This window comes from Actinoplanes sp. NPDC000266, from assembly GCF_042899005.1.
Taxonomy (GTDB): Bacteria; Actinomycetota; Actinomycetes; order Mycobacteriales; family Micromonosporaceae; genus Actinoplanes.
Map to the genome: position 1 here is coordinate 257,228 of NZ_JBIAZI010000004.1, position 20,954 is coordinate 278,181.

Here is a 20,954-nt window from a genome sequence, read left to right on the forward strand (position 1 = left end):
CCGGGACCGGCGGGGTCTCAGAGCGGGCGAACCTGCTCCGCCTGCGGGCCCTTCTGGCCCTGGGCGATCTCGAACTCGACCCGCTGGTTCTCCTCCAGAGTGCGGTAACCGCTCGTCTGGATGGCCGAGAAGTGGACGAACACGTCAGCACCCCCGCCGTCAACGGTGATGAAGCCGAAGCCCTTGTCTGCGTTGAACCACTTCACGGTTCCTTGCGCCATGCTGAACTCTCCTTCTGAAAATGCCGACCCCGTGATGCCGGGCCGATGACCGTTTTCGAGCAGCGGCGCCGTGAGGCGGCCTTTCAGAGGACGTCCCATCCGTCAAGATCGGTGATCTCGGCGGAAGCAGCGAACCACGTACGCAAAAACTGGGCACACTGTACCTGAAAAGAGCCTCGTAAAGCTCCCCCTCGGCAATCCCAAAAAAGGTCAGCGGATTCGGAAAAGGTCCCCCACTTCGCTCTCGCGATGTGGGAGACCTGCACCCGTTAAGCCGTCTTCAGTTAGGCCATTGACCAGTCAGTTTCCGAACACCGGCGGCGCCGCCCCGATCGACGGCCGCCTTCACGAGTGCGAAGATCGCACCCTGCAACGCGGCCGCCGCGAGAATCTCGCCCCATCCACGGTCCTCATCGGTGGCGTTCGGCGCATCGTCGTCTCCGGAGGCGACCTTCCAGACCTCCTTGAAGACGAAGCCGGCGACAGCGCCCGCCCCGATGCCCAGCAGAATCCCGACCGGCTTGTAGGCGAGCTTGGAAACCTTGCCGCTCACCGGCGCCTCCCTCGAACGATCAGAATGACACCCACGATCGCGACCACGCCGGCCACGACCAACTGCAGCGGTACGGGACTGGCCGCACGCACCTCGTCGACATCAGTCTCCTGGACCCGGTCGGCCGCCGAGCGCACTTTGGCCCGCACCCGGCCGGTCGCCTCCAGCGCCTGGGCGCGCACCCGCTGCTTCGTCTGCTCGACCTGGTCCTTGGCCCTCGCCTTGACGTCGGCCTTGGCCGCCAGCGCCTGGACCGTCTCGCCGAGCTCGGCCCGGGTCTGCTTGATCTCGGCCCGCAGCTCCTCGACCGTCGGCTTCGGGACCTGCGCCTCACTCTTGTCGTCCACGCTCATGCCCGGTTCCGCTCCTTGGCGACAGCCTGCTTGACCTGGTCGACGTCGGCCTTGACACTCTCGATCGCGGCGATCGGCTCGGGTGGCACCGCCTTGGACACCTGCTTCTTGCCGATCAGCGCCATCACGCCGGCCGCCACGAAGAGCGCGACCGTGACGATCAGGGCGGCCAGCCACAGATCCAGGAACAGGCTGAACACGATGATCAGCGTCGCGATGAGGGCACCCACGCCGTACAGCGCGAAGACGCCGCCCCCGGCGAACAGGCCGATCCCGATGCCTGCGTGCTTGCCCTTCTCCGCGAGCTCCGCCTTGGCCAGTGCGATCTCGTCCCGGACCAACCTGCTGATCTGGTCGCTCGCGCGCTGCACCAACTCGGCGGTGGACTGATCGGCGAGCGGTTTGGCCTCACTGCCGTTCAGAACATCGGCCATGGTGACCTCCTTCCGTGTCTCGGTGTATGCCCTGATCACCGGAGAGTCAATCCTGTTGCGCGAAACCCGGCAGAAGGGATCACCGCTGGACCGTCGCCGCGACCGGTTCCTCCGGGCCGCCGAAGGCGATGCCCCGGCTGTCGCCGTCGTCCCCTCCGGAGAAGACCCGGGAGTCCGGCGAGTCGGGGTCGGGCTTGGGGACCGGCCGTACGGGCCCGGCCGGGCCGGGCTGGCTCACGTCGGCCCGCACCCGCGGCATCGATTCCCGCTGGTGCCGCCAGATGAAGGTGACCAGCCGCTCGCGCACCAGGCAGCGCAGGTCCCACAGGGCGCCGGCGTCGTTCGCGCTCACCAGCGCGCGCAGCCGCACGTTGCCGCCGACGGCGTCGGTCACCTGGAGCACGCAGACCCGGCCGTCCCACAGCTCGGATCCCTCGCAGGTGGCGCGCAACTCGGCCCGGAGCGGCTCGATGTCGGTGGCCCAGTCCACGTCCACCTCCGCCGTGCCGAGCACCGCCGAACCCGTACGCGTCCAGTTCTGGAAGGGTTTGGTGGTGAAGTACGAGGTGGGCAGGATGAGCCGCCGGTCGTCCCAGATCTGCACCGCCACATAGGTGAGGGTGAGCTCCTCGATGCGGCCCCACTCCCCCTCGACGACCACCACGTCGTCGACCCGGACGGCGTCGCTGAAGGCCAGCTGCAGTCCGGCGAAGACGTTGCCGAGCGTGCTCTGCGCGGCCAGGGCCGCGACCACGCTGACGATGCCGGCCGAGGCCAGCACGCTGGCGCCCAGGGCCCGGATGTTCGGGAAGGTCATCAGCGCGACGCCGAGCGCGATGATCACGATGGCGGCCACGGTGACCCGGCGCAGGATCACCACCTGCGTCTTGAAGCGGCGGCGCCTCAGGTTGTCCGGCACGTCGAGGCGCCAGCGGTTGAGCGCGGCGTCCTCCAGCACCAGCAGCAGCGCGGCCACCAGCCACGCGAACGAGGCGATGAACAGGATGACCAGCGTGTGCAGCACGCCGGCCCGCGCCGGGAACTCGCCGGCGCCGGCCCGGATCGACTGCTGAACGGCGAAAACCGTGGCGGAGGCCAGGAACGGGTGGTGGGCCGTGCGGGCCAGGTCGGCCGCGATGGCCGAGCGGTGACCGGCCCTGGTGACCAGCCGGTGCAGGATCTCCACCACCACTATGGCGAGGCCCGCGGATCCGAGAACGATCAGCGTGGCCCTCAGTACGTCAGGCACATTCCTCTCCTGTCGCAGAAAAGCGGGTACCGGCGACCCACCTTTCCCGGGTCACCGGTTCCCGCAACTGTCTCGCAGTGGAAGAGGAAATAGCTCACACTTTGCGGTACTTGGCCTGCGCGATGCAGTAGACGCCGAAGGCGGCGATGCCGACAGCGATCACGGCCAGCAGCCACACGCCCCACGGGTGACCGGCCAGCGTCTTGAGCGCGGCGTCGAGACCACGGGCCTTGTCCGGGTCGAAGGTGACGGCGGCGGCGACGAACAGGATGCCGGCGATCGCGTAGGCGACGCCCTTGGCGGCGTAGCCCGCCATGCCCAGCCGGATGATCGGCTGGCGCGTGCCGTGGGTCATCTCCTGGGTGTTGAGGTGGCTGACGAACTTGCGGCGCAGGCCGTAGATCGCCATGCCGATGCCGACACCGAGGATCACCAGGCCGATGAAGCCGACCAGCCAGCGGCCGCCCGTGCTGCCCATCAGGCCGGACGACTTGCTCTCGTAGTTGTCGCCCATCGAGGCGTTCGAGCCCTGGAGGATCTTGACGGCCATCCAGGCCAGGTAGCCGTACAGGACGGCGCGGACGCCGGAGAGGACCCGCTCGGCCATCGCGGTGCGGTTCTGCTCGCCGCTCTCGCCGATGACGGCCTCGAACGCCTGCCAGATCGCCATCGCGGCCATGCCGATCGCGATGACGACCAGGAGCGTCTTGCCGAGGCCGTTGCCGGCCAGCGTCTGGAGGGCGCCCGACTGGTCGCTCTCCTGGGACGAGCCTTGGAAGGCCACCTGGAGAGCGATCCAGGCGAAGATGAGGTGGATGATGCCGTAGCCGATGAAGCCGCCCCGGGCCAGATACTCCAGCGGCTTACTGTCGGCGGCCCGAGAGGCTGCGTACTTGGCGTTCGAGGCGGTGCTTGTCATGCCCCCGAATGTCACCGAGAGCCAAGATCGCCAAACATCACGCCTTGGACACTTGCAATCCGATCGCGTCGTTCGTCACGCTGTCGAGTTGCACCTGCAAACCTGCGACCTCGACCGCTTGCTGACCCTTGGTCAGACTGATCTGCTCGCCGGCCACCTCAAGCGTGACCGTGTTGGCGTCGGCGCTCAGGAATTTCGCTTCGACGCCGAGGAAGCTCGCGCTGGCGTTCGTCTCCCGCTGGATCGTCACGGTGCACTGGTCGAGTCCGCAGTCGACGTTGTCGCTGCTGCAACCGGTGAGCAGCGCGAGGCCGAGGGTGGCTGAGATGAGTGCGGCGGCGATTCGCCGGGTGGGTTTCAACACCCTTGCAAGGGTACGGGCCCCGCGCGACCCTACATTTGGTCAATGAGCGACATTGACGTGCGCGACAACCCGTCCCACCGGCGCTTCGAGCTCACCGTCGACGGGCAATGGGGCGGCAAGGCCGACTACCGGATGCGCGACGGCGTGGCGATCATCGTGCACAGCGAGATCGACCCGGCCTTCCGCGGCCGCGGCCTCGGCAACGAGCTGGCCGCCCGTACGCTCGACGAGTTCCGCGCCCGCGGCGTACAGGTCGTACCCTCGTGCCCGTTCTTCGCCCAGTTCGTCGCCGAGCACCCCGAGTACGGGGACCTGGTCGCCGACTACCGCTAGTCTGACCGGCGATGAACCGGGATCTTGCCGCGGCGCGCGACCTCGCCGCCACCGTCGCCGCCCAGGCCGGCCGCTTGCAGCTCGAGCGGCACGACACCCTGCGGGTGGGCGCGCCCAAGGCGCACGCCAACGACGTCGTCTCCGACGTCGACATCGCCAGCGAGCGCCTCATCGTCGACGCGATCACCGCCGCCTGGCCGGACGACGCCGTGCAGGCCGAGGAGGGCCACGGCCGCGACGGCGCCACCGGCTGGAAATGGGTGGTCGACCCGCTCGACGGCACCCGCAACTACATCAGCCGCACCGGGCCGTGGTCGGTCTGCGTGGCGCTCTACGAGGGCGAGCAGGCCCGGGTCGCGGTCGTGCACGAGCCGGTCGCGGGCGAGACGTTCACCGCGATCGACGGCGGCGGCGCGTTCCTCAACGGCCACGTCCTGAAGGTGACCGGCGGCCCGGCGCTCGACAAGGCGCTGGTCGGCGTCAGCTTCCAGCCCAACCCGGCCACCAAGGAGCGCGCCGGCAAGCTGATCCGGGAGCTGCTGCCGGTCTCCGGCGACATCCGCCGCCTGCCGGCCGCGCTGAACCTGGCCTATCAGGCCGCCGGGCGCCTCGACGGCGGCCTCGCCCTCGACACGAACCTGTGGGACATCGCGGCCGGCGCCCTGATCGCCCGCGAGGCCGGCGTGATCCTCGGCGGCCACGGCGACGACTTCACCACCGAGCTGACCATCGGGGCCGCTCCCGCCCTGTGGCCCGCCCTGTCCGCACTGGCCCGGGCGGTACTAGTGTCTTAAGTCCCGCGCCTTAGGAGACACCGGTGGTACAACGTCAGTTCCCGAAACCCGCCGAGATCTTCGAGCTCATGCAGTTCAAGAAGCCTCAGCTCGGGCGGGCCGGCCGCCTCGAGGCCGCGCTGACCATCGAGGACCTGCGCCTGATCGCCAAGCGCCGCACCCCGCGCGCCGCCTTCGACTACACCGACGGCGCGGCCGAGGGCGAGCTGTCCCTGGCCCGGGCCCGGCAGGCCTTCAAAGACATCGAGTTCCACCCGAACGTCCTGCGCGACGTGGCGAACGTCGACACCTCGACCACGGTCTTCGGCGGCCCGTCGGCCCTGCCGTTCGGCATCGCCCCGACCGGTTTCACCCGCCTCATGCAGACCGAGGGCGAGACGGCCGGAGCGTCCGCGGCCGGAGCGGCGGGCATCCCCTTCACCCTCTCCACGCTCGGCACCACGAGCATCGAGACGGTCAAGGAGGCCAACCCGACCGGCCGCAACTGGTTCCAGCTCTACGTCATGAACAAGCGCGAGATCTCGTACGCCCTGACGGAGCGCGCGGCCAAGGCCGGCTTCGACACCCTGTTCTTCACGGTCGACACCCCGGTGGCCGGCGCCCGCCTGCGCGACAAGCGCAACGGCTTCTCCATCCCGCCCCAGCTGGGCCTGCGCACGATCGCCAACGCGATTCCCCGCCCCTGGTGGTGGTACGACTTCCTGACCACCCCGAAACTCGAGTTCGCCTCCCTGTCGGCGACGGGCGGCACGGTCGGCGAGCTGCTGGACGCGGCGATGGACCCGACGATCAGCTACGAGGACCTGCGCGTCATCCGCGAGATGTGGCCGCACAAGCTGGCGGTGAAGGGCGTGCAGACAGTGGAGGACGCCCGCAAGCTGGCCGACTTCGGCGTGGACGGCATAGTCCTGTCCAACCACGGAGGCCGCCAGCTCGACCGCGCCCCGATCCCGTTCCACCTGCTCCCGTCGGTGGTCCGTGAGGTGGGAAACGACGTCGAGGTCAGCGTGGACACCGGCATCATGAACGGCGCCGACATCGTGGCCGCGATCGCCTTGGGCGCGAAGTTCACGTTCATCGGCCGCGCCTACCTGTACGGCCTGATGGCAGGCGGCCGAGCGGGCGTCGACCGCACCATCCAGATCCTCACCGACCAGATCATCCGAACGATGAAACTGCTCGGCGCCCACTCCCTGGAGGAGCTCAACCCCGGCCACGTCACCCAGCTGACCCGCCTGGCCCCGCGAGCCCTCCCCCACTGACGCCCCTCGCCCCGGGCAGTTCACCGGGCCGAACTCACGTCTTCCCACCTGGCCGACCCCACGCTTCCTCACCGCCGCCCGCGCAGCCGCCTCACGCTTCCGCGCCTCAGGTCACGCCGCCGCCTCGCTCTTCCCCGCCTCAGGATCACCCGGCGCCGGCCACGCGCCGGGTCGGACTGGTGGATGGCTGTGGCCCTGGCCGGCGGGCAACGTGGCATCAAGGCTGCTGTTTCATCGGAGCGGATCAATTAACATCGTTGAAATGGGCCGCCCGACGATTTACGACGTGGCTCGCGAGGCCGGGGTGGCGCCGTCCACCGTGTCCCGCGCGTACGCACGGCCCGGGCGCGTCAACGCCGACACCGCCGAGCGTGTGTTCGAGGCGGCCGACCGGCTCGGCTATCGGGTGCGGCCGGTCAAGCGGAGCTCCGCCCCCGAGGAAGCGCCTCGCAAGGCCATCGCGCTGGTCATCGCCGACGTCACCAACCCGTTCTACGGCGACATCATCAAGGGCGCCTACGAGGCCGCCCGCGACGCCGGCTATCAGCTGATCCTGTCGCACACCAACGAGTCGCCGCGGGTGGAACGCCAGACCATCGAACAGGAACTGGAACAGGTCGACGGCGTCGTCATCGCCAGCTCCCGGATGACCGACTCGGCCCTGCGCATGGTGGCCCGCCGCAAACCGGTGGTGCTCCTGAACCGCATCATCCCGGAGGCCAACTGCGTCCTCAACGACGCCGAGCGGGGCATCAAACGCGCGGTGGAGCACCTGGCCGAGCTGGGCCACGAGCGCATCACGTACGTCGCCGGTCCCGAGACCAGCTGGTCGGACGGCGTCCGCTGGCGCGCCCTACGACAGGCCGCGGCCGAGCTTCATGTGGACGCCCGGCGCGTGGGTCCGTACGGCCCGACGGTCCTCGCGGGTCTGACCGCGGCCCTGCGCGTGGCCGAGTTGGAGGCGACCGCCGTCCAGGCCTACAACGACCAGCTCGCCATCGGCGTCCTCAAAGGCCTGCGCCAGCTCGGCATCGGTGTCCCCGAGCAGGTGAGCGTCGTCGGCTTCGACAACATCATCTTCGACGAGCTGGTCGAGCCCCAGCTGACCACCATCGCCTCACCGCTGTACCGCATGGGCTTCACCGGCATGAGCAACTGCATAGCCATCGCCCAGGGCGCCCGCCCCAGCGGCCAGCCGCTCGTCCTTCCCGTACGCCTGATCGTGCGCCGCTCCACCGCCCGCGCCCGCACCGCCCGCCGGAGACGCTGACTCACCGCCAGGCCGGGGGCCAGGAGCGTGGCGCCGTGGAGCGGTGAACGGACATCAGGAGGCCTGCCATTCTTCGAAGCTCGTCCGGCCGATGCGGGCCGCGCCGAGCGGGACCAGGGAGTCCGCCACGATCGGGACGCCGAAGTAGCTTGCGCCGGCGCTCGACTTGACCGGGCGCTCGTCACCCCGCGCGGCCATGACCGGCCCGATGAAGCGGGCGAACGGCGCGCGTTCCGGGCCGGCGATCTCGATCGCGCCGCCGGCCGGACCGGCCGCGACGACGTCGGCGAGGGCGGCGGCGACGTCGGCCGCGGCGACCGGCTGAAGATCGGCGGCCGGGAGCACGATCACGTCGTCCTGGGCCATGCCGGCGCCGATGGTGGCGAGGTTCTCGAAGAACTGGGTGGCCCGCACGATCGTGAAGGGAAGCCCCGACTCAGCGACGAGCCGCTCCTGCGCGGCCTTGGCGTCCAGGTAGCCCGGGTACGAGAGCCGGTCGGCCCCGACGATCGACAGCACCACGTGATGCCGCACCCCGGCCGCCCGCCCGGCGTCGAGCAGCGTCCGGGTCGAGGTGGTGAAGAACTCCATGACCGCGGCGGGCTCGAAGACCGCCCGATTGGTCACGTCGACGACCACGTCCGCCCCGGCCAGCGCCTCGGCGACACCGAGGCCGCTGACCGTGTCCACCCCGGTTCCCGGTGCGGCCACCACCACGTCGTGGCCCCGCGGGCGCAACAGCGCCACGACTTGCGACCCGATGAGCCCGGTTCCCCCGGCGACCGCGACACGCATGACCCCACCCCTCAACTCGGACAACTCTTATCCGCGAATCTACTCGGACAAGAAGTATCCGAGTCAAGGGTGCCGACGACATCGTGGCGACCGGCACATCACGACCTAGGATCGACGGCGATGTCGACGTTGTTGCTGCCCCTCGCCGCCCCGGTCCTGCTCGTCGTGGGCTGGTTCGTGGTGCTGCGGCGGCGTGGCGTGCCGGGGTGGGCGTTCTTCGGGTGCGGCGCGGCGCTGCCCGTGTTGTGCGTGGTGGCGGGCGTCGTCGCCGGGCGGGCCGAGGACCGCGCCCTCCCCTCCGGGTGCCGCGACGGCACCATCGTGGGGCTGGAGTGCGGGCTCGGCCTCGGCCGCCTCGGCGGCTATCTCGGCGCCGCCACAGCGACCCTCACCCTCGTGGCGCTGGCCGCCGTCTCGTTGATCGTCTGGTGGATCCGCAGGCGTTCGTACCGCGGCCTTCCGGCCCTGACCCGCTAGTCGTCCGCTCGGCCGGCCAGGGCCTTACGGGCCCAGGCGAAGGACATGCGGTGGGATTCCCGCTTGGAGTCGACGCTGGGCTCGTCGACCTCGATCATGAAGTCGCCGTCGTACGAGGCGGGGATGGCGGCCAGGACCTCGTCGAAGTCGACCACGCCCAGGCCGGGCTCGGCCCACAGGCGTTTCGAGGCGGTGGCCTCCCGGTAGGACAGTGTGCGGTTGGCCAGGTGGCCGGGGAAGCAGTCCTTGATGTGAATGCCGCCCAGGCGGTCGGCGTAGCGGCGGATGAAAGCGGCGGGGTCGATGCCGGCCCAGCGCAGGTGGCCCGTGTCGGGGCCGAAGCCGATCACGCCGGGGCCCAGGTCGTCGAGCAGGCGGGTGATGTCGTGTTCGGTCTCGAAGACGCCGCCCACGTGGGAGTGGTGCAGCGGGCGCAGGCCCTCGGCGGCCAGGGCCCGGCACACCTCGCCGCACATGTCGATGGCGGCGGTCAGGCGGGTCTCGGAGAAGCCGGCGCCGACCGCGGGATGCGCCAGGCGCTCCGGTACGGACATGGACGAGACCATCGTGCGGTCCAGGCCCAGCTCGACCTGGGTCGCGGCGAAGCGTTTCGCCTTCTCGATCTCCCCGGCCGTCGTGACGGTGCCGTCGAACGGAGAGTTGAACAGGCTCAGCGATGGTTGCAGGCCGTAGCCGGCGATCCAGTCACGGTAAGCGTCCGCGGTCATGTCGTCGGGGACATCGGCTTTGACCGCGGTGAATCCGATCTCCTGAAAGTCGGCGAACGCGGTGGCGAAGACCTCGCGGGTCTTTCCGGCGGCCGCCCAATAGGGAATGGGGTTGGCGGCTATGCGGCTCATGCCAGCTTCACCGGCTTTCCGGTCCGGGCCGACTCGTAGGCGCCGGTGATGACGGCTATCGATTGGCGGTTCGTTTCCAGGTCGACCACCAAAGGCTCGGTGCCGTCCAGGGCGCCCAGGAAGTTCAGGTATTGCCGGCGGTGCGCGTCGGACAACGAGCCCGGATCGGCGGCGGCCACCGAGCCGGAGTCCGCGCCGGACAGGGTCTGTGTGCCGCCCATCAACCTGTCCTCGATGGCGGCGCCGACCGGTGTGGCGTGGAAGAAGGCCAGTTCGTCGTTGTCGATGACGGCGGAGCCACGGTCGCCGTGCACGTGCAGGCGGGCGCTCAGGCCGGGATAGGCCGACGTGGTCGCGTGCAGCACACCCAGGGCTCCGGACTCGAAGCGGACCACACCGGCGGCCACGTCCTCGACCTCGATGCGCTCGTGGGCGAGCGTGCCGGCGTACGCGAAGACCTCGACCGGCCTTCCCAGGGCGGCCACGAGCAGGTCGACCGTGTGCACGCCCTGGTTCATCAGGGCGCCGCCGCCGTCGAGGTCCCACGTGCCGCGCCAGTCGCCGGAGTCGTAGTAGCTCTGGCCGCGCCACCAGTCGATCGCCGCGATGCCGGAGGTGACGCGCCCGAACTCTCCGGCGGAAATGGCCTCGAGGACGCGAACCGTCGACGGATCGAACCGGTGCTGCGAGATCACCGTGACCATTTTGCCGGCTTTGTCGCGGGCGCGGATGATCTCGTCGGTACGAGCGACCGTGATCTCGGCCGGCTTCTCGACGATGACGTGCTTACCGGCGGCCAGAGCCTCGATCGCCACCGGTCCGTGCAGCCCGGTCGGCGTGCAGACGACCACGATGTCGATCTCCTCGGCGGCCAGGGCGTCACCGAGCGAGGAGTACGGCCGTCCGCCGTGGACCGAGGTGAGCGTCGCGGCCCGCTCCACGACGACGTCCGCGACGGCGACGAGCTCCAGCCGCGACACCAGCTGACTGACGACCAGCCCGTGATGGCGCCCGATGACGCCGGCGCCGGCCAGGGCGATTTTGTAGCGGCTCATGCGTACTCGATCTCCTCTTTCTTCAGCAGGCCGGTGAAGGCCTGCCACGCGGTGCGGAACAGCTCGGGACCCGAGTAGCCGCCGTAGGTGTGCCCGGCCGCGAGGTGCGGCTCCAGCGAGAAGAAGCCGTCGAATCCGTCGTGGCGCAGGGCCCGGATGGTGGCGGCGAGCTCGCCGTCGCCCTCACCGGCCGGCACGACCGTGCCGTCGGCGAACAGAGCGTCCTTGATCTGTACGTACTCCACGTGCGGCCGCAGCATCGCGTAACCGTCCGTGTAGGGCCGGACGCCCACCTGCACGAAGTTGGCCGGATCCCAGGCCAGCCGCAGATAGGGCGAGCCGACCGAGCGGATCAGGTCGAGGCAGCGGGCGGGCACATCGCCGTAGATCTCCTTCTCGTTCTCGTGCAGCAGGATCAGGTCGGCCTCCTCGGCCACCCGCACCAGCGCCCGCATCCGGTCGATGACTTCGGCCCGGTGGGCGGCCGGGTCCGTCGTGAAGAACGAGAAGATCCGGATGTACGGGGCGTCGAGCAGCTTCGCCACCTCGGCCGCGTGGCGCATCCGCTCGAGATGAGGACCGAAGTCCTCGTCGACGGGGATCTTCCCGATGGGCGATCCGATGCTGGAGACCTTCAGCCCGTACTGCGAAAGCGTCTTCTGGATCGTCGCGAGCTGAGAGCCGGACAGGTCGAGGATGTTGACGTCCCACGCGCTGCGCACCTCGAGATATCGCAGGCCGAGCCCGGTCGCGACCGCACACTGCTCGGTGAAGTCCGGGGAGATCTCGTCGGAGAAGCCGGAGAGAGTCCACATGGCGTAGCCCTTTCAGATGTTCTGTCGGTAGATCTCGTCGACCAGGCGCAGGGACCTCATCCCCTCTTCAAGATCAACGGCAAAGGGTTCCCCCGTACGCAGTGAGCGGTAGAAATCGGCGATCAGAAGCTCATGCGAGGCGCCCCAGTAGTCACGGCCACCGGCATCGGCCCGGCGCTCGGAGATGACCTCGACCCGCCCGTCCGCGTGCCGGATCGTCAGATCCCCCCGAATGGTCAGCGTCGCCGCCGCGGTAGCGATCTCGATGGTCACGGGCGAGTCCACGGCATTGGCCACAGTGGAGAAGAAGATACTGCGAGGACCACCCGTGTGATCCAGAACCGCCGTCACGGTGTCCTCGACCTCTCGCCCAGAAAAATGTCCCACTTGAGAGGAAATATCGGTCACGTCGCCAAGGAGCCACTGCAGTAGATCCAGCGTGTGGATCGCCTGGTTGATCAGGACGCCGCCGCCGCTGCGGGCGAGTTGGCCTCGCCAAGGGCGTGCTTCGTAGTACGCGTCGTCGCGGTGCCACATGACTGTCGCCGACGCGCCGATGACCGGGCCCAGCTCGCCCGATCGAAGCAGGTCCCGGGCCGCCACCGAGGCGAGGTTGTAGCGGTTCTGCAAGCACACCCCGACCGTCACCGACGGGTTGTCCTTCGCCGCCGCCAGCAGTTCGTCGGCCGCCGCCACGGTGTGCGCCACCGGCTTCTCCAGCAGCACGTGGATGCCCCGCGCCAGGGCGTCCAGCGCCACCGGCACGTGCTGATCATGCGGAGTGCAGATGTGCACCGCGTCCGGCCGTACCTCGTCAAGCAGCACCCGATGGTCGCGGAAGCGGCCCTCCGACGTCGCGACCAGGTCCACATCGAGCTGGGACAGGGCGGCCAGATGCACCACCGACACCGTGCCCAGGCCGATCACCGCGACCCTCACTTCACGCTCCCCGCGGTCAGGCCGCCCACCAGATAGCGCTGGAACGCCAGGTAGAGCAGCACCACCGGCAGCGCGCAGATCAGCGCCGCCGCCATCATCTGCGAATAGACCGGAAGCGCGCCGCCCTCCTGGGCCGAGCCGAAGATCGACAGGGCGACCGCCGCCGTATGGGTCTCGGGGCGGGTCAGCACCGAGGCGAACAGCACGTCGTTCCAGCCGAGCAGGAAGGCGAAGATGCCCGCCACCACGATCGCCGGAAGGCTGAGCGGGAAGATGATCCGCCACAGGATGACCAGCGTGGACGCCCCGTCGGTGCGGGCCGCCTCCTCCAGCTCGCGCGGCAGCCCGCGCAGATAGGTGACCATCACCCAGGTCGAGAACGGCAGCGCGAACGTCAGGTAGGCCACGAACAGGCCCCACCTGGTTCCGATCACCGTCAGCCCCAGATAGTTGCCGGCCGAGGAGAAGAGCACGAAGACCGGCAGCAGCATCAGCGTGCCCGGGATGCTCTGCAGGCCGACCAGGCCCCGCAGGATCGTGAGCCGGCCGAAGAAGCTATAGCGGACCAGCACGTACGCCGTGGTCGTGCCGAGCAGGGCCGACGCCACGGCCGTACAGGAACAGACGATCAAGCTGTTGACGATGCCGGTGGACAGGTCGGCCGTGGTCCAGATCTTCGTGTAGCTCTCGAAGCTGAACGAGCTCGGCCAGAATTCGCCCGAGGCGACGCCGACGTCGGAGTTGAGCGAGGCCAGCACGATGTACGACACCGGGATGAGCACCATCGCGCAGAGCAGCACGGTCAGCGTGGCCAGCAGCGGCCGCGGCAGCAGCCGGGTGGCTTCCGCGGAAGCGGAGGCACTCATTTCCTACCCCCTTCTTCATGTACGTCGAGTCGGACGGCCCGCAGGTAGACGTACAAGGGAATCGCGATGATGATCAGCGACACCACCGCCATGGCCGCGCTGAGCCCGAACCGCAGGCCCTGGAAGCTGGTGACGTAGACCAGCATCGGCATCACGTTCACGTCGTCCGGCGCGGGCGCCCCGAACAGCACGAACGGCAACGTGAAGTTGTTGATGTGGTTGAGGGTGGCCAGCAGGCAGGCCAGCAGCACCGGCCCGCGCAGATAGGGCAGGATCACCCGGCTCAGCTTCGGCCACCAGGTCGCGCCGTCGACCGCCGACGCCTCGTGCACCTCGTGATCGACCGACTGCAGCGCGGCCAGCGCCATCAGATAGATGAACGGCCAGGCCGCCCAGATCTCCACCAGCACCAGCGTCCAGTACGACTTCGGGCCGCTCAGCCACAATCCGCCGTCGACACCCACTTTGGACAGCCACGCGTTCACCACACCGTCCGGCTGCAGCATCGTCCGCCAGACCGAGGCCACGACGAAGGACGGGAGGACGTACGGGATGAGGAACGCGGCCCGCACGAGACCGCGCCCCCGGTAGGCGTTCTGGGTGACCAGCGCCGCCGCGATGCCGATGGGCACGGTCACCGCGGTCGACAGCACCGAGAACGACACGCTGATCCAGATCGAGTGCAGCAGGCCGGAGTCGAGCGACTCGACGTAGTTGTCCAGCCCGATGAACGGCGCCTCGATCCAGCGGCGCAGCGTGTACTGGTCGAGGTCGAGCAGCGACAGGTAGACCGCCAGGGCCAGCGGGAGCAGCACCACCAGGACCAGGAGCAGCCCGCCCGGGGTGAGCAGCCACAGCGGGCGCTGCTGCTGCGTCACGCCCTTGCGGTTCTTCTCGTGCGCCGGCGCCTTCCGCTCCGGAGGCGTCACCAGCGTGGTCATCACTTGGCCCGGTCGAGCGCGGATTGGGCCGACTTCTGGGCGTCGGCCACGCGGGCGTCGATCTGCGCGGTGCTGATGGAGCCCTTGGCCAGGTCGGGCAGGGACTGCACGGCCACATTGGTCAGCGCCAGCTGGATGTCACCCCAGGCGCCGGTGAACGGCGTGGCCACCGACTTCTTCGCGGCCTCGGTGACCGGGCCGAGCGTCTCGTCGCTGGCCAGCGTCTGCAGGGCGGCGGCGTTGGCCGGCAGGTTGCCGAACTTCTTGTAGTAGTCGAGCTGGACCTCCTGGTCGGTCACCAACTTGACGTACTCGAAAGCAAGATCCTTGTTCTTGGAATAGTCGGCCACGAGCAGGTTGTCGCCGGAGAGGATGCTGGCCGCCTCGACCCCGTTCGCCGGGCGGCTGGTGGCGCCGGGCGGCACGGTCGGCAGCAGGGCGAACTTCCACTTGCCCTTGACCGCGCCCTGGTTGAGCGAGTTGGCGGCGGTCGTCGTGGTCAGCGCGAAATAGCCGGTCTTGCCCTTGGCGAACGCGGCCACGGCCTGCGGGTTGGTCCAGCCGACGGCGGCCGGGTCGACCACCTTGTCCTTGGCCAGCCAGCCGAAGTACGTCTCGTACGCCTTCTGCACGGTCGGGTCCTGCAGCCGGGCTGTCTTGCCGTCGACCAGCGGGTTGCCGGCCTGGGCCGACATGCCCCAGACGAACTTCCACGGGTCGAAGTTGTCCTTGTAGGCGATGGCCAGGCCGTACTGATCGCCCTTGGTCATCTGTTTGGCCTGTTGCCCCAGCTCGTCCCAGGTCGTGGCGGGCTTGTCGATGCCCGCGGCCTTCAAGATCTCGGTGTTGTACGCCATGACGAACGGCCGGCTGACCCAGGGGATCCCGACCTGGTTCTGCTCGTCCGGCCCGGAGATGCCCAGCGTGGCCGGGTTGAACTTCTCCCTGCCGCCGATCTTCTTCCACTCCTCGTCGCCCAGCTTGACGAAGGCGCCGGTCGAGTAGGCGGTCGGCGTGAAGGTGGTGCCCACGGCGTACACGTCGGGACCGGAACCGCTGACCACCGAAGTCTGGATCTTCGTGAGCTCGTCGTTGGCACTGGCGAAGGTCTCGAACTTCACCTCGGCGCCGGTCTGCGCCCGGAACTTGGCGCTGATGTCCTTCTGCCACGCCTGGAACTCGTCCGGATATTGGGTGTTGGCGGCGATCAGGACGTTGAGCGTCTTGCCGTCACCACCGCCGCTGTCGTCACCGCCGCCGCAGGCAGTCAGCGCGACGGCCAGCACCGTCGCACCGGCCAGCGCCGTCGCCGCACGCATCTTTCTCATCTCGATCTCCCTCGCGCCGCCGGTGCGGGTGACCCGCATCACTGTTACGCGATGGTTTCGTCGAGCATGTCGTGGCGGCAAAGAGTTGCCAGTTGTTGCTCAGTCCAGCGTCACGACCGTTCCCGTGTGGCGGGCCCGTTCGGCCGCCCACACGACGCGGTGGCCGGCCAGGCTCGTGCGGGCGTCCGAGCTGAGCTTCCGCTGATCGCCGGACGCCACCGCGGCCAGGAAGGCGTCGGTCAGCGCGTGGTCGGCGCCGGTGTGGCCTGTTTCCTCGCCGCCGCTTTCCAGCAGCTCCTCCTCACCCGTACGGAAGTCGACCAGCCTCAATGTGGCGCCGTCACCCTCGATATAGCCGTGCGTGCCGAAGAAGCGTGTCTTCCGCTGCTCGTACGGCGTGAACGCGGTCATCGTGAACGAGCACGTGACACCGCCGGCGAATTCCATCGACACGACCTGATGGTCGACCACGTCGTTGTCGCAGTCGTAGACGCAACGGCCGTACGGCCCCTCGCGCAGCGCCTTTCGAACGCCCTCCTCGGTGTGGTCGGAGGTGACCGCCGACAATGGCCAGAACTCGCGGTCCGGATCGCCCAGGCAACCGAAATAGAGCCGGGTCGCCGAATAGGGGCAGGTCTGGTTCAACGGGCAGTCCAGACACCGGCCGGCGGCCTCGGCCGGTCGTTCTTCCGGCCGGAAATGCGACAGGCTCCCGAACGAGCTGACCCGCGTCACCGGGCGCCCGACCAGGTACATGAGCCAGTCGATGTCGTGACACGACTTGGCGAGGAGCATGGGCGACGACGTGCGGCTGTCGCGCCACTCACCCCGTACGAAGGAATGGGCTTGATGCCACCAGCCGACGGGTTCCAGGTGCTCCACGCTGACCAGCGAGCCGATTCTTTTCAAAGCCGCTTCGACGGTACGGGTGTAATCCGTGTACCGGAGCACATGGCACAGCGCGAAGATGACGCCGTTGCGCTCGACCGCCTCGGCGATCCGTTCCGCGTCGGCCTCGGACGGCGCCATCGGCTTCTCCAGCATCAGGTGATAGCCAAGATTCGCCAGGGCGACGGCGGGATCCGCGTGCAGCCGATCGGGAGTGGCCACAATGGCCGCGTCGGCGATGCGCCCGGTGATTTCAGTCCAGTCCGCGAAGGCCGTACAGCCGAATGCGGAAGCGAACCGCTCCCGCCGCCCCGGGTCCTTCTCCGCCACCGCGACAATGCGGGCGGCGCCGGTCTCCACCGCCCGCCGCGCGTAGACCTGACCGCGCAGACCCGCTCCGACGACCATCAGGCTGACTGGGCTCATTTCGCTTTTCTACATCAGAAAGGCGGCCCTGGGGAGGGCCGCCTCGGTGTAAATGGCGTTCAGATGAGCCAGCGGTTCTTCTGCACGAGGGGCAGTTTGGCCCAGTAGCGGCCGAGGCCCCAGGTGTGCCCGGCGTAGGTGAGGGCCAGGACGACGGTGCCGATCGCGTAGATGACGTGGTAGTCGATCAGCGGGTTGCTCGATCCGGCGTTGCGGGCCAGTGGCCATTCGGCCGCCCACATCATCGCCATCATGACGATCGTGGCGCCCGCGGCGATCCGCATGCCGATGCCGAGGACCAGGGCGAGCCCGATGCCGAGCAGCCCGAGCATGAACGCCCAGTCGGCCCAGGGGGCGCCCGCGATGTCGCGGAAGAAGCCCTGCAACGGCCCGACTTCGACGTTCGACAGGAAGCCCTTGGTCGGCGACCCGCCGTTGATCCAGGCCCGCTCGGCCGGGGTGGCGTAGCCGAACCCGAAGGTCTTGTCCAGAAACGCCCACAGGAAGACCAGGCCGGTCGAGATGCGCAGAACGGCCAGGGCACGGGCGGCGGTCCTGGTGAGCATGGCGCCCGGGGCCTCGACGGACTCGAGGTGGTTGACGCGGCTCTCAGCGGTGGCGTTCATCGTTCCTCCTCAATCGCTTACACCACTGAGACTCCTCCGCTCGGCCGTCCCGCACCCGGGCCCAACCTCCCGAGAGTCCCGGGACTTTGGTCCCGGGCCGCACGCCGCCCGATGCGCCAAGATGGACTCATGAGAGCCAAGGACGTGATGACCAGCCCCGTTGTCACCGTCGCGCCGTCCGCGCCCGTGGAGGAAGCGGTAGCCCTGCTCACGGCGAACAACGTGACCGCCCTCCCCGTCGTCACCGAGGCCGGCGACCTGGTCGGCGTGGTCAGCGAGGGCGACCTGCTGCGCCACCGGGTGCCAGCCGACCGGACCGCGCACATGCTGGCCCCGCCGCCGGTCGAGCACACCCGCCCCGTCACGGTGGCCGAGGCCATGTCGCCGTCCCCGATCACCACGTGGCCCGGCGCCGACCTGGCCGAGATCGCCGAGGCCATGCTGGCCGACGACGTCCGCAGCATCCCCGTCCTCGACGAGGGAACGGTGACGGGCATCGTGAGCCGCCGCGACATCCTGCGCGCGATGGTCCGTACGGACGAGGTCCTGGCCGCCGAGATCCAGCACCGCCTGGACGAGTACGCCCCACGCTGGACCGCCACGGTGAAGGCCGGCGCCGCCACCATCACGGGCCCTTTCACCGACGACACCGACCGCGCCGTGGTGACGGCACTGACCCGCACGGTCGCCGGCGTCACCGAGGTGCGCCTCGTCTCCCCTCCCCCGGACTAGGGGCTTACGATCTTGGCGCCGTACCGGTACAGAGAAGGGCGCCACCCATGCGTTCGGCCGTCGCAATCCTCCTGATCACCGTCGGCTCCCTGGCCGCCTGTCATGCGCCGGCCCACGGCAGCACGGCCGCGCCGGCCTCCGTTTCACCCGCGCCACCCACCGCTACCAAGCCCTCGCCGTCGCCCTCGCCGTCGCCGTCGCCGTCGCCGGTCAAGCCGAAGGTCAGTAAGGCGGCCCTCGACTACTTCTTCACCGTCGCGCTGGAGGCGAAGTCGACCGCCGTCGTGAACCGCTGGACCGACGAGCTGGTCACCGTGCGCGCCCACGGCTTCAGCAAGGCCGCCACGACCTGCCTGACCAGGACGATCACCGACTTCAACGCGCTGAGCAAGACCACCGACCTGCAACTGGCCGACGGCCCGGGCGACATCGAGATCTCCATCGCGCCGCTGGCCAAGTTCCGCTCCCTCGACCCCGGGTACGACTACGCCGCCGACGACGTGGCGTACTTCAGCACCGACTGGGCCCAGGAACACCAGATCAACAAGGCCACCATCCTGATCCGCTCCGACGGCACCACCGCGAGCGAGCGCTGCCGCCTGATCCGGGGCGAGCTGACCGAGTCGATGGGCCTGACCGAAGAATCCAGCAAGCACCCGAGCAGCATCTTCTACAGCGAGTACTCGGACGCCCCGGCCCAGTACTCAGCCCTGGACAAGGCAGTGATCCGCCTGATGTACGACGGCGCCATCCAGCCCGGCGACGACCGAAAGACCATCACCAGCCGAGTGACGGTCAGCTGACCGAGGTCAGCAGGGTGTTCTCCAGGACGACCGGGACCGAGAGGGTCTTGTAACCGACCTCGTCGAACAGGACCGTTACGCGCTCCTCCTCGTAACCCATCACCATGCCCTCGCCCCACTCGGCGTGGCGGACCTTGCTGTGCACGGCGAACGGCTCGTCGCCCGAGGCCTGTTCGATCTCCTCGGCCGAGCCCTCCTCGCAGTTGTCGCAGTGGCCGCACGGCTTTTTGAGCTCCTCGCCGAAGTAGGCCAGCAGTGTCTGCGTACGGCAAGCTCGGGTTTGGGCGAAGCCTCGCATCATGTCGGTGCGGGAGCTGTCGAGGGTCTGCTGACGTTCGTGGACCTTCAGGGCCGCCGTTGCCGCGGCCGCCGGCAGTGGGGCGAAGACCGGCACCGTTATGCGGTTGCCGCGGCCCGTCACCGCCGCTCCCACCTCTTCCAGCAGGGCCAGGTAGGCCGACAGCTTGCGCGGGCCCAGGCCTGTCTTCTCCTTCAGCTCCGCCTTGGTCGCCGGGCCGGAGCGGACGGCCGCCGCCAGTTCGCGCAGCTCCTTCTCGTCGGGGGCGCCGCCGTTGAAGAAGCGCTGGATGGCCTCGTCCTCGGCCCGCCACAGCAGCAGCGCCTGGGCCGGGTCGTCGTCGCGGCCGGCCCGGCCGATCTCCTGGAAGTAGCTGTCGGGCGAGTCGGGCAGGGCCATGTGGGCCACCCACCGGATGTTCGGTTTGTCGATGCCCATGCCGAACGCCGACGTGGCCACCATGATCTCGACCTTGTCGTTCGTGAAGTCCTCGTGCTTCTGCTCGCGGGCGCCGCCGGCCATGCCGCCGTGGTAGAACTCGGCCGGATATCCGGCCTCGGTCAGCTTCTCGGCCAGCTCCTCCGAGGCCCGGCGCGTCGGCACGTAGATGATGCCGGGGCGGGCGGCCGCGTCGAGCAGGGCCGTGAGCTTGCGCCAGCGGTAGTTCTCGTCGGGGCAGTACGCCGCCTCGAGGAACAGGTTGCGCCGGTCCAGGCCCGACACGTGGATCTCGGGCTTGTTCAGGTGCAGCCGCTCGATGATGTCCTCGCGGACCGGCGGGGAGGCCGTCGCGGTCAGGGCAAGCACCGGCGGGCGGCCGATGCCTTTGATCAGATCGCCCAGGGCGAGGAACTCGGGGCGGAAGTCGTGGCCCCACGACGAGATGCAGTGCGCCTCGTCGACCGCGACCAGGCCCGGCCTCAGCGCGCGGACCTCGGCCATCCGCTCCGGGTCGCTGAGCTGTTCCGGGGTGATGAAGAGGAACTCGGCCCGGCCCTCGGCGATCTCGGCGATGGCCGCGCGCTGCTGCGCCGGCGTCTCGGCCGAGCTCACCCGCACGGCGCGGATGGCCGGGTCGTCGCGCTCGTTGAGGGCGGCGATCTGGTCCTGCTGCAGGGCCAGCAGTGGCGAGATCACCACTGTCGGCCCGGGCAGCAGGACCGCCGGGATCTGGTAGATCGCCGACTTGCCGGCGCCGGTGGGCAGGACGACCAGGGCGTCGCGACGGCGCAGCACGGCGCGCATCGGCTTGAACTGGCCGGGGCGCAGTGAGGGCCACCCGAAGTGCTTGCGGGCGACCTTGCGCAGGCGGGGTCCGTAGACGGGGATCTTCATCGAGCGGCCATTGTGCCC

Annotated in this window: 25 protein-coding genes; 7 read left to right on the forward strand and 18 right to left on the reverse strand. The window is 69.1% G+C overall.

What is annotated here, in order from left to right; all coding sequences use genetic code 11:
- Positions 1-17: 17 nt before the first annotated feature.
- From ACFY36_RS17690 to ACFY36_RS17720, 7 genes are all read right to left on the reverse strand, one after another.
- Positions 18-221, reverse strand: coding sequence for a cold-shock protein (locus ACFY36_RS17690; protein WP_011905669.1), 204 nt, complete (start codon positions 219-221; stop codon positions 18-20).
- 280 nt (positions 222-501) lie between these two features.
- Positions 502-774, reverse strand: a complete 273-nt coding sequence (locus tag ACFY36_RS17695; RefSeq protein WP_499747034.1) for a DUF4235 domain-containing protein — start codon at positions 772-774, stop codon at positions 502-504.
- Positions 771-1,127 carry a DUF3618 domain-containing protein gene (locus ACFY36_RS17700; protein ID WP_499747035.1) on the reverse strand — a complete coding sequence of 119 codons (357 nt, stop codon included), beginning with the start codon at positions 1,125-1,127 and terminating at the stop codon, positions 771-773. The genes ACFY36_RS17695 and ACFY36_RS17700 overlap by 4 nt, the downstream gene beginning before the upstream one ends.
- The gene (locus ACFY36_RS17705; protein WP_499747036.1) at positions 1,124-1,561 is read right to left on the reverse strand and encodes a phage holin family protein; all 438 of its coding nucleotides are present in this window, start codon (positions 1,559-1,561) and stop codon (positions 1,124-1,126) included. Before ACFY36_RS17705 ends, ACFY36_RS17700 begins: the two co-directional genes overlap by 4 nt.
- 79 nt (positions 1,562-1,640) lie before the next feature.
- Positions 1,641-2,810: a mechanosensitive ion channel family protein gene (locus ACFY36_RS17710; protein WP_499747037.1), complete on the reverse strand. Its 1,170-nt coding sequence runs from the start codon at positions 2,808-2,810 to the stop codon at positions 1,641-1,643.
- 94 nt (positions 2,811-2,904) lie between these two features.
- Complete coding sequence (locus tag ACFY36_RS17715; RefSeq protein WP_499747038.1) at positions 2,905-3,729, reverse strand: DUF1206 domain-containing protein; 825 nt, start codon at positions 3,727-3,729, stop codon at positions 2,905-2,907.
- A gap of 37 nt (positions 3,730-3,766) precedes the next feature.
- Positions 3,767-4,093, reverse strand: coding sequence for a hypothetical protein (locus ACFY36_RS17720; protein WP_499747039.1), 327 nt, complete (start codon positions 4,091-4,093; stop codon positions 3,767-3,769).
- Positions 4,094-4,135: 42 nt separating this feature from the next.
- Here ACFY36_RS17720 and ACFY36_RS17725 point away from each other — a divergent pair, with 42 nt between their 5' ends.
- The 4 genes from ACFY36_RS17725 (at position 4,136) to ACFY36_RS17740 (ending at position 7,752) form a co-directional block, all read left to right on the forward strand.
- A complete protein-coding gene (locus tag ACFY36_RS17725; protein WP_499747040.1) occupies positions 4,136-4,426 on the forward strand; it encodes a GNAT family N-acetyltransferase in 291 nt (96 codons plus the stop codon).
- Positions 4,427-4,437: 11 nt separating this feature from the next.
- Positions 4,438-5,220 carry an inositol monophosphatase family protein gene (locus tag ACFY36_RS17730; RefSeq protein ID WP_499747041.1) on the forward strand — a complete coding sequence of 261 codons (783 nt, stop codon included), beginning with the start codon at positions 4,438-4,440 and terminating at the stop codon, positions 5,218-5,220.
- A 23-nt stretch (positions 5,221-5,243) separates the two neighbouring features.
- Entirely contained in the window at positions 5,244-6,482 is a 1,239-nt protein-coding gene (locus tag ACFY36_RS17735; protein ID WP_499747042.1) for an alpha-hydroxy acid oxidase, read from the forward strand.
- 262 nt (positions 6,483-6,744) lie between these two features.
- The gene (locus tag ACFY36_RS17740) at positions 6,745-7,752 is read left to right on the forward strand and encodes a LacI family DNA-binding transcriptional regulator (RefSeq protein ID WP_499747043.1); all 1,008 of its coding nucleotides are present in this window, start codon (positions 6,745-6,747) and stop codon (positions 7,750-7,752) included.
- A gap of 54 nt (positions 7,753-7,806) precedes the next feature.
- Here the strand turns inward: ACFY36_RS17740 and ACFY36_RS17745 are convergent, their stop codons facing one another.
- Complete coding sequence (locus ACFY36_RS17745) at positions 7,807-8,547, reverse strand: SDR family oxidoreductase (protein ID WP_499747044.1); 741 nt, start codon at positions 8,545-8,547, stop codon at positions 7,807-7,809.
- A 120-nt stretch (positions 8,548-8,667) separates the two neighbouring features.
- Here ACFY36_RS17745 and ACFY36_RS17750 point away from each other — a divergent pair, with 120 nt between their 5' ends.
- Positions 8,668-9,024: a hypothetical protein gene (locus tag ACFY36_RS17750; protein ID WP_499747045.1), complete on the forward strand. Its 357-nt coding sequence runs from the start codon at positions 8,668-8,670 to the stop codon at positions 9,022-9,024.
- Here the strand turns inward: ACFY36_RS17750 and ACFY36_RS17755 are convergent.
- The 9 genes from ACFY36_RS17755 to ACFY36_RS17795 all read right to left on the reverse strand — a co-directional run bounded on the left by ACFY36_RS17755 (position 9,021) and on the right by ACFY36_RS17795 (position 17,768).
- On the reverse strand, positions 9,021-9,884 hold the full coding sequence (locus ACFY36_RS17755; RefSeq protein WP_499747046.1) for a sugar phosphate isomerase/epimerase family protein: 864 nt from the start codon (positions 9,882-9,884) through the stop codon (positions 9,021-9,023). The two genes, ACFY36_RS17750 and ACFY36_RS17755, sit on opposite strands and share 4 nt — an antisense overlap.
- Positions 9,881-10,939: a Gfo/Idh/MocA family protein gene (locus tag ACFY36_RS17760; RefSeq protein WP_499747047.1), complete on the reverse strand. Its 1,059-nt coding sequence runs from the start codon at positions 10,937-10,939 to the stop codon at positions 9,881-9,883. Before ACFY36_RS17760 ends, ACFY36_RS17755 begins: the two co-directional genes overlap by 4 nt.
- Entirely contained in the window at positions 10,936-11,754 is an 819-nt protein-coding gene (locus tag ACFY36_RS17765; RefSeq protein WP_499747048.1) for a sugar phosphate isomerase/epimerase family protein, read from the reverse strand. Before ACFY36_RS17765 ends, ACFY36_RS17760 begins: the two co-directional genes overlap by 4 nt.
- 12 nt (positions 11,755-11,766) lie before the next feature.
- Entirely contained in the window at positions 11,767-12,693 is a 927-nt protein-coding gene (locus tag ACFY36_RS17770; RefSeq protein WP_499747049.1) for a Gfo/Idh/MocA family protein, read from the reverse strand.
- Entirely contained in the window at positions 12,690-13,559 is an 870-nt protein-coding gene (locus ACFY36_RS17775) for a carbohydrate ABC transporter permease (protein ID WP_499747050.1), read from the reverse strand. Before ACFY36_RS17775 ends, ACFY36_RS17770 begins: the two co-directional genes overlap by 4 nt.
- Positions 13,556-14,500, reverse strand: a complete 945-nt coding sequence (locus tag ACFY36_RS17780; RefSeq protein WP_499747051.1) for a carbohydrate ABC transporter permease — start codon at positions 14,498-14,500, stop codon at positions 13,556-13,558. Before ACFY36_RS17780 ends, ACFY36_RS17775 begins: the two co-directional genes overlap by 4 nt.
- Positions 14,500-15,828, reverse strand: a complete 1,329-nt coding sequence (locus tag ACFY36_RS17785; protein ID WP_499747052.1) for an ABC transporter substrate-binding protein — start codon at positions 15,826-15,828, stop codon at positions 14,500-14,502. The genes ACFY36_RS17780 and ACFY36_RS17785 overlap by 1 nt, the downstream gene beginning before the upstream one ends.
- Before the next feature lie 99 nt (positions 15,829-15,927).
- Positions 15,928-17,142, reverse strand: coding sequence for a Gfo/Idh/MocA family protein (locus ACFY36_RS17790; protein WP_499747053.1), 1,215 nt, complete (start codon positions 17,140-17,142; stop codon positions 15,928-15,930).
- A 59-nt stretch (positions 17,143-17,201) separates the two neighbouring features.
- Positions 17,202-17,768 carry a DoxX family membrane protein gene (locus tag ACFY36_RS17795; RefSeq protein ID WP_499747054.1) on the reverse strand — a complete coding sequence of 189 codons (567 nt, stop codon included), beginning with the start codon at positions 17,766-17,768 and terminating at the stop codon, positions 17,202-17,204.
- 129 nt (positions 17,769-17,897) lie between these two features.
- On the opposite strand from ACFY36_RS17795, the gene ACFY36_RS17800 reads away from it, so the two are divergent.
- Both ACFY36_RS17800 and ACFY36_RS17805 read left to right on the forward strand, forming a co-directional pair.
- Positions 17,898-18,500, forward strand: coding sequence for a CBS domain-containing protein (locus tag ACFY36_RS17800; RefSeq protein ID WP_499747055.1), 603 nt, complete (start codon positions 17,898-17,900; stop codon positions 18,498-18,500).
- 47 nt (positions 18,501-18,547) lie between these two features.
- Entirely contained in the window at positions 18,548-19,303 is a 756-nt protein-coding gene (locus tag ACFY36_RS17805; protein WP_499747056.1) for a DUF2927 domain-containing protein, read from the forward strand.
- On the opposite strand, the gene ACFY36_RS17810 is transcribed toward ACFY36_RS17805, so the two are convergent.
- Positions 19,296-20,936 (reverse strand): RecQ family ATP-dependent DNA helicase, encoded by a 1,641-nt coding sequence (locus ACFY36_RS17810; protein ID WP_499747057.1) that lies wholly within the window; start codon positions 20,934-20,936, stop codon positions 19,296-19,298. The genes ACFY36_RS17805 and ACFY36_RS17810 overlap by 8 nt on opposite strands.
- Positions 20,937-20,954: the final 18 nt, after the last annotated feature.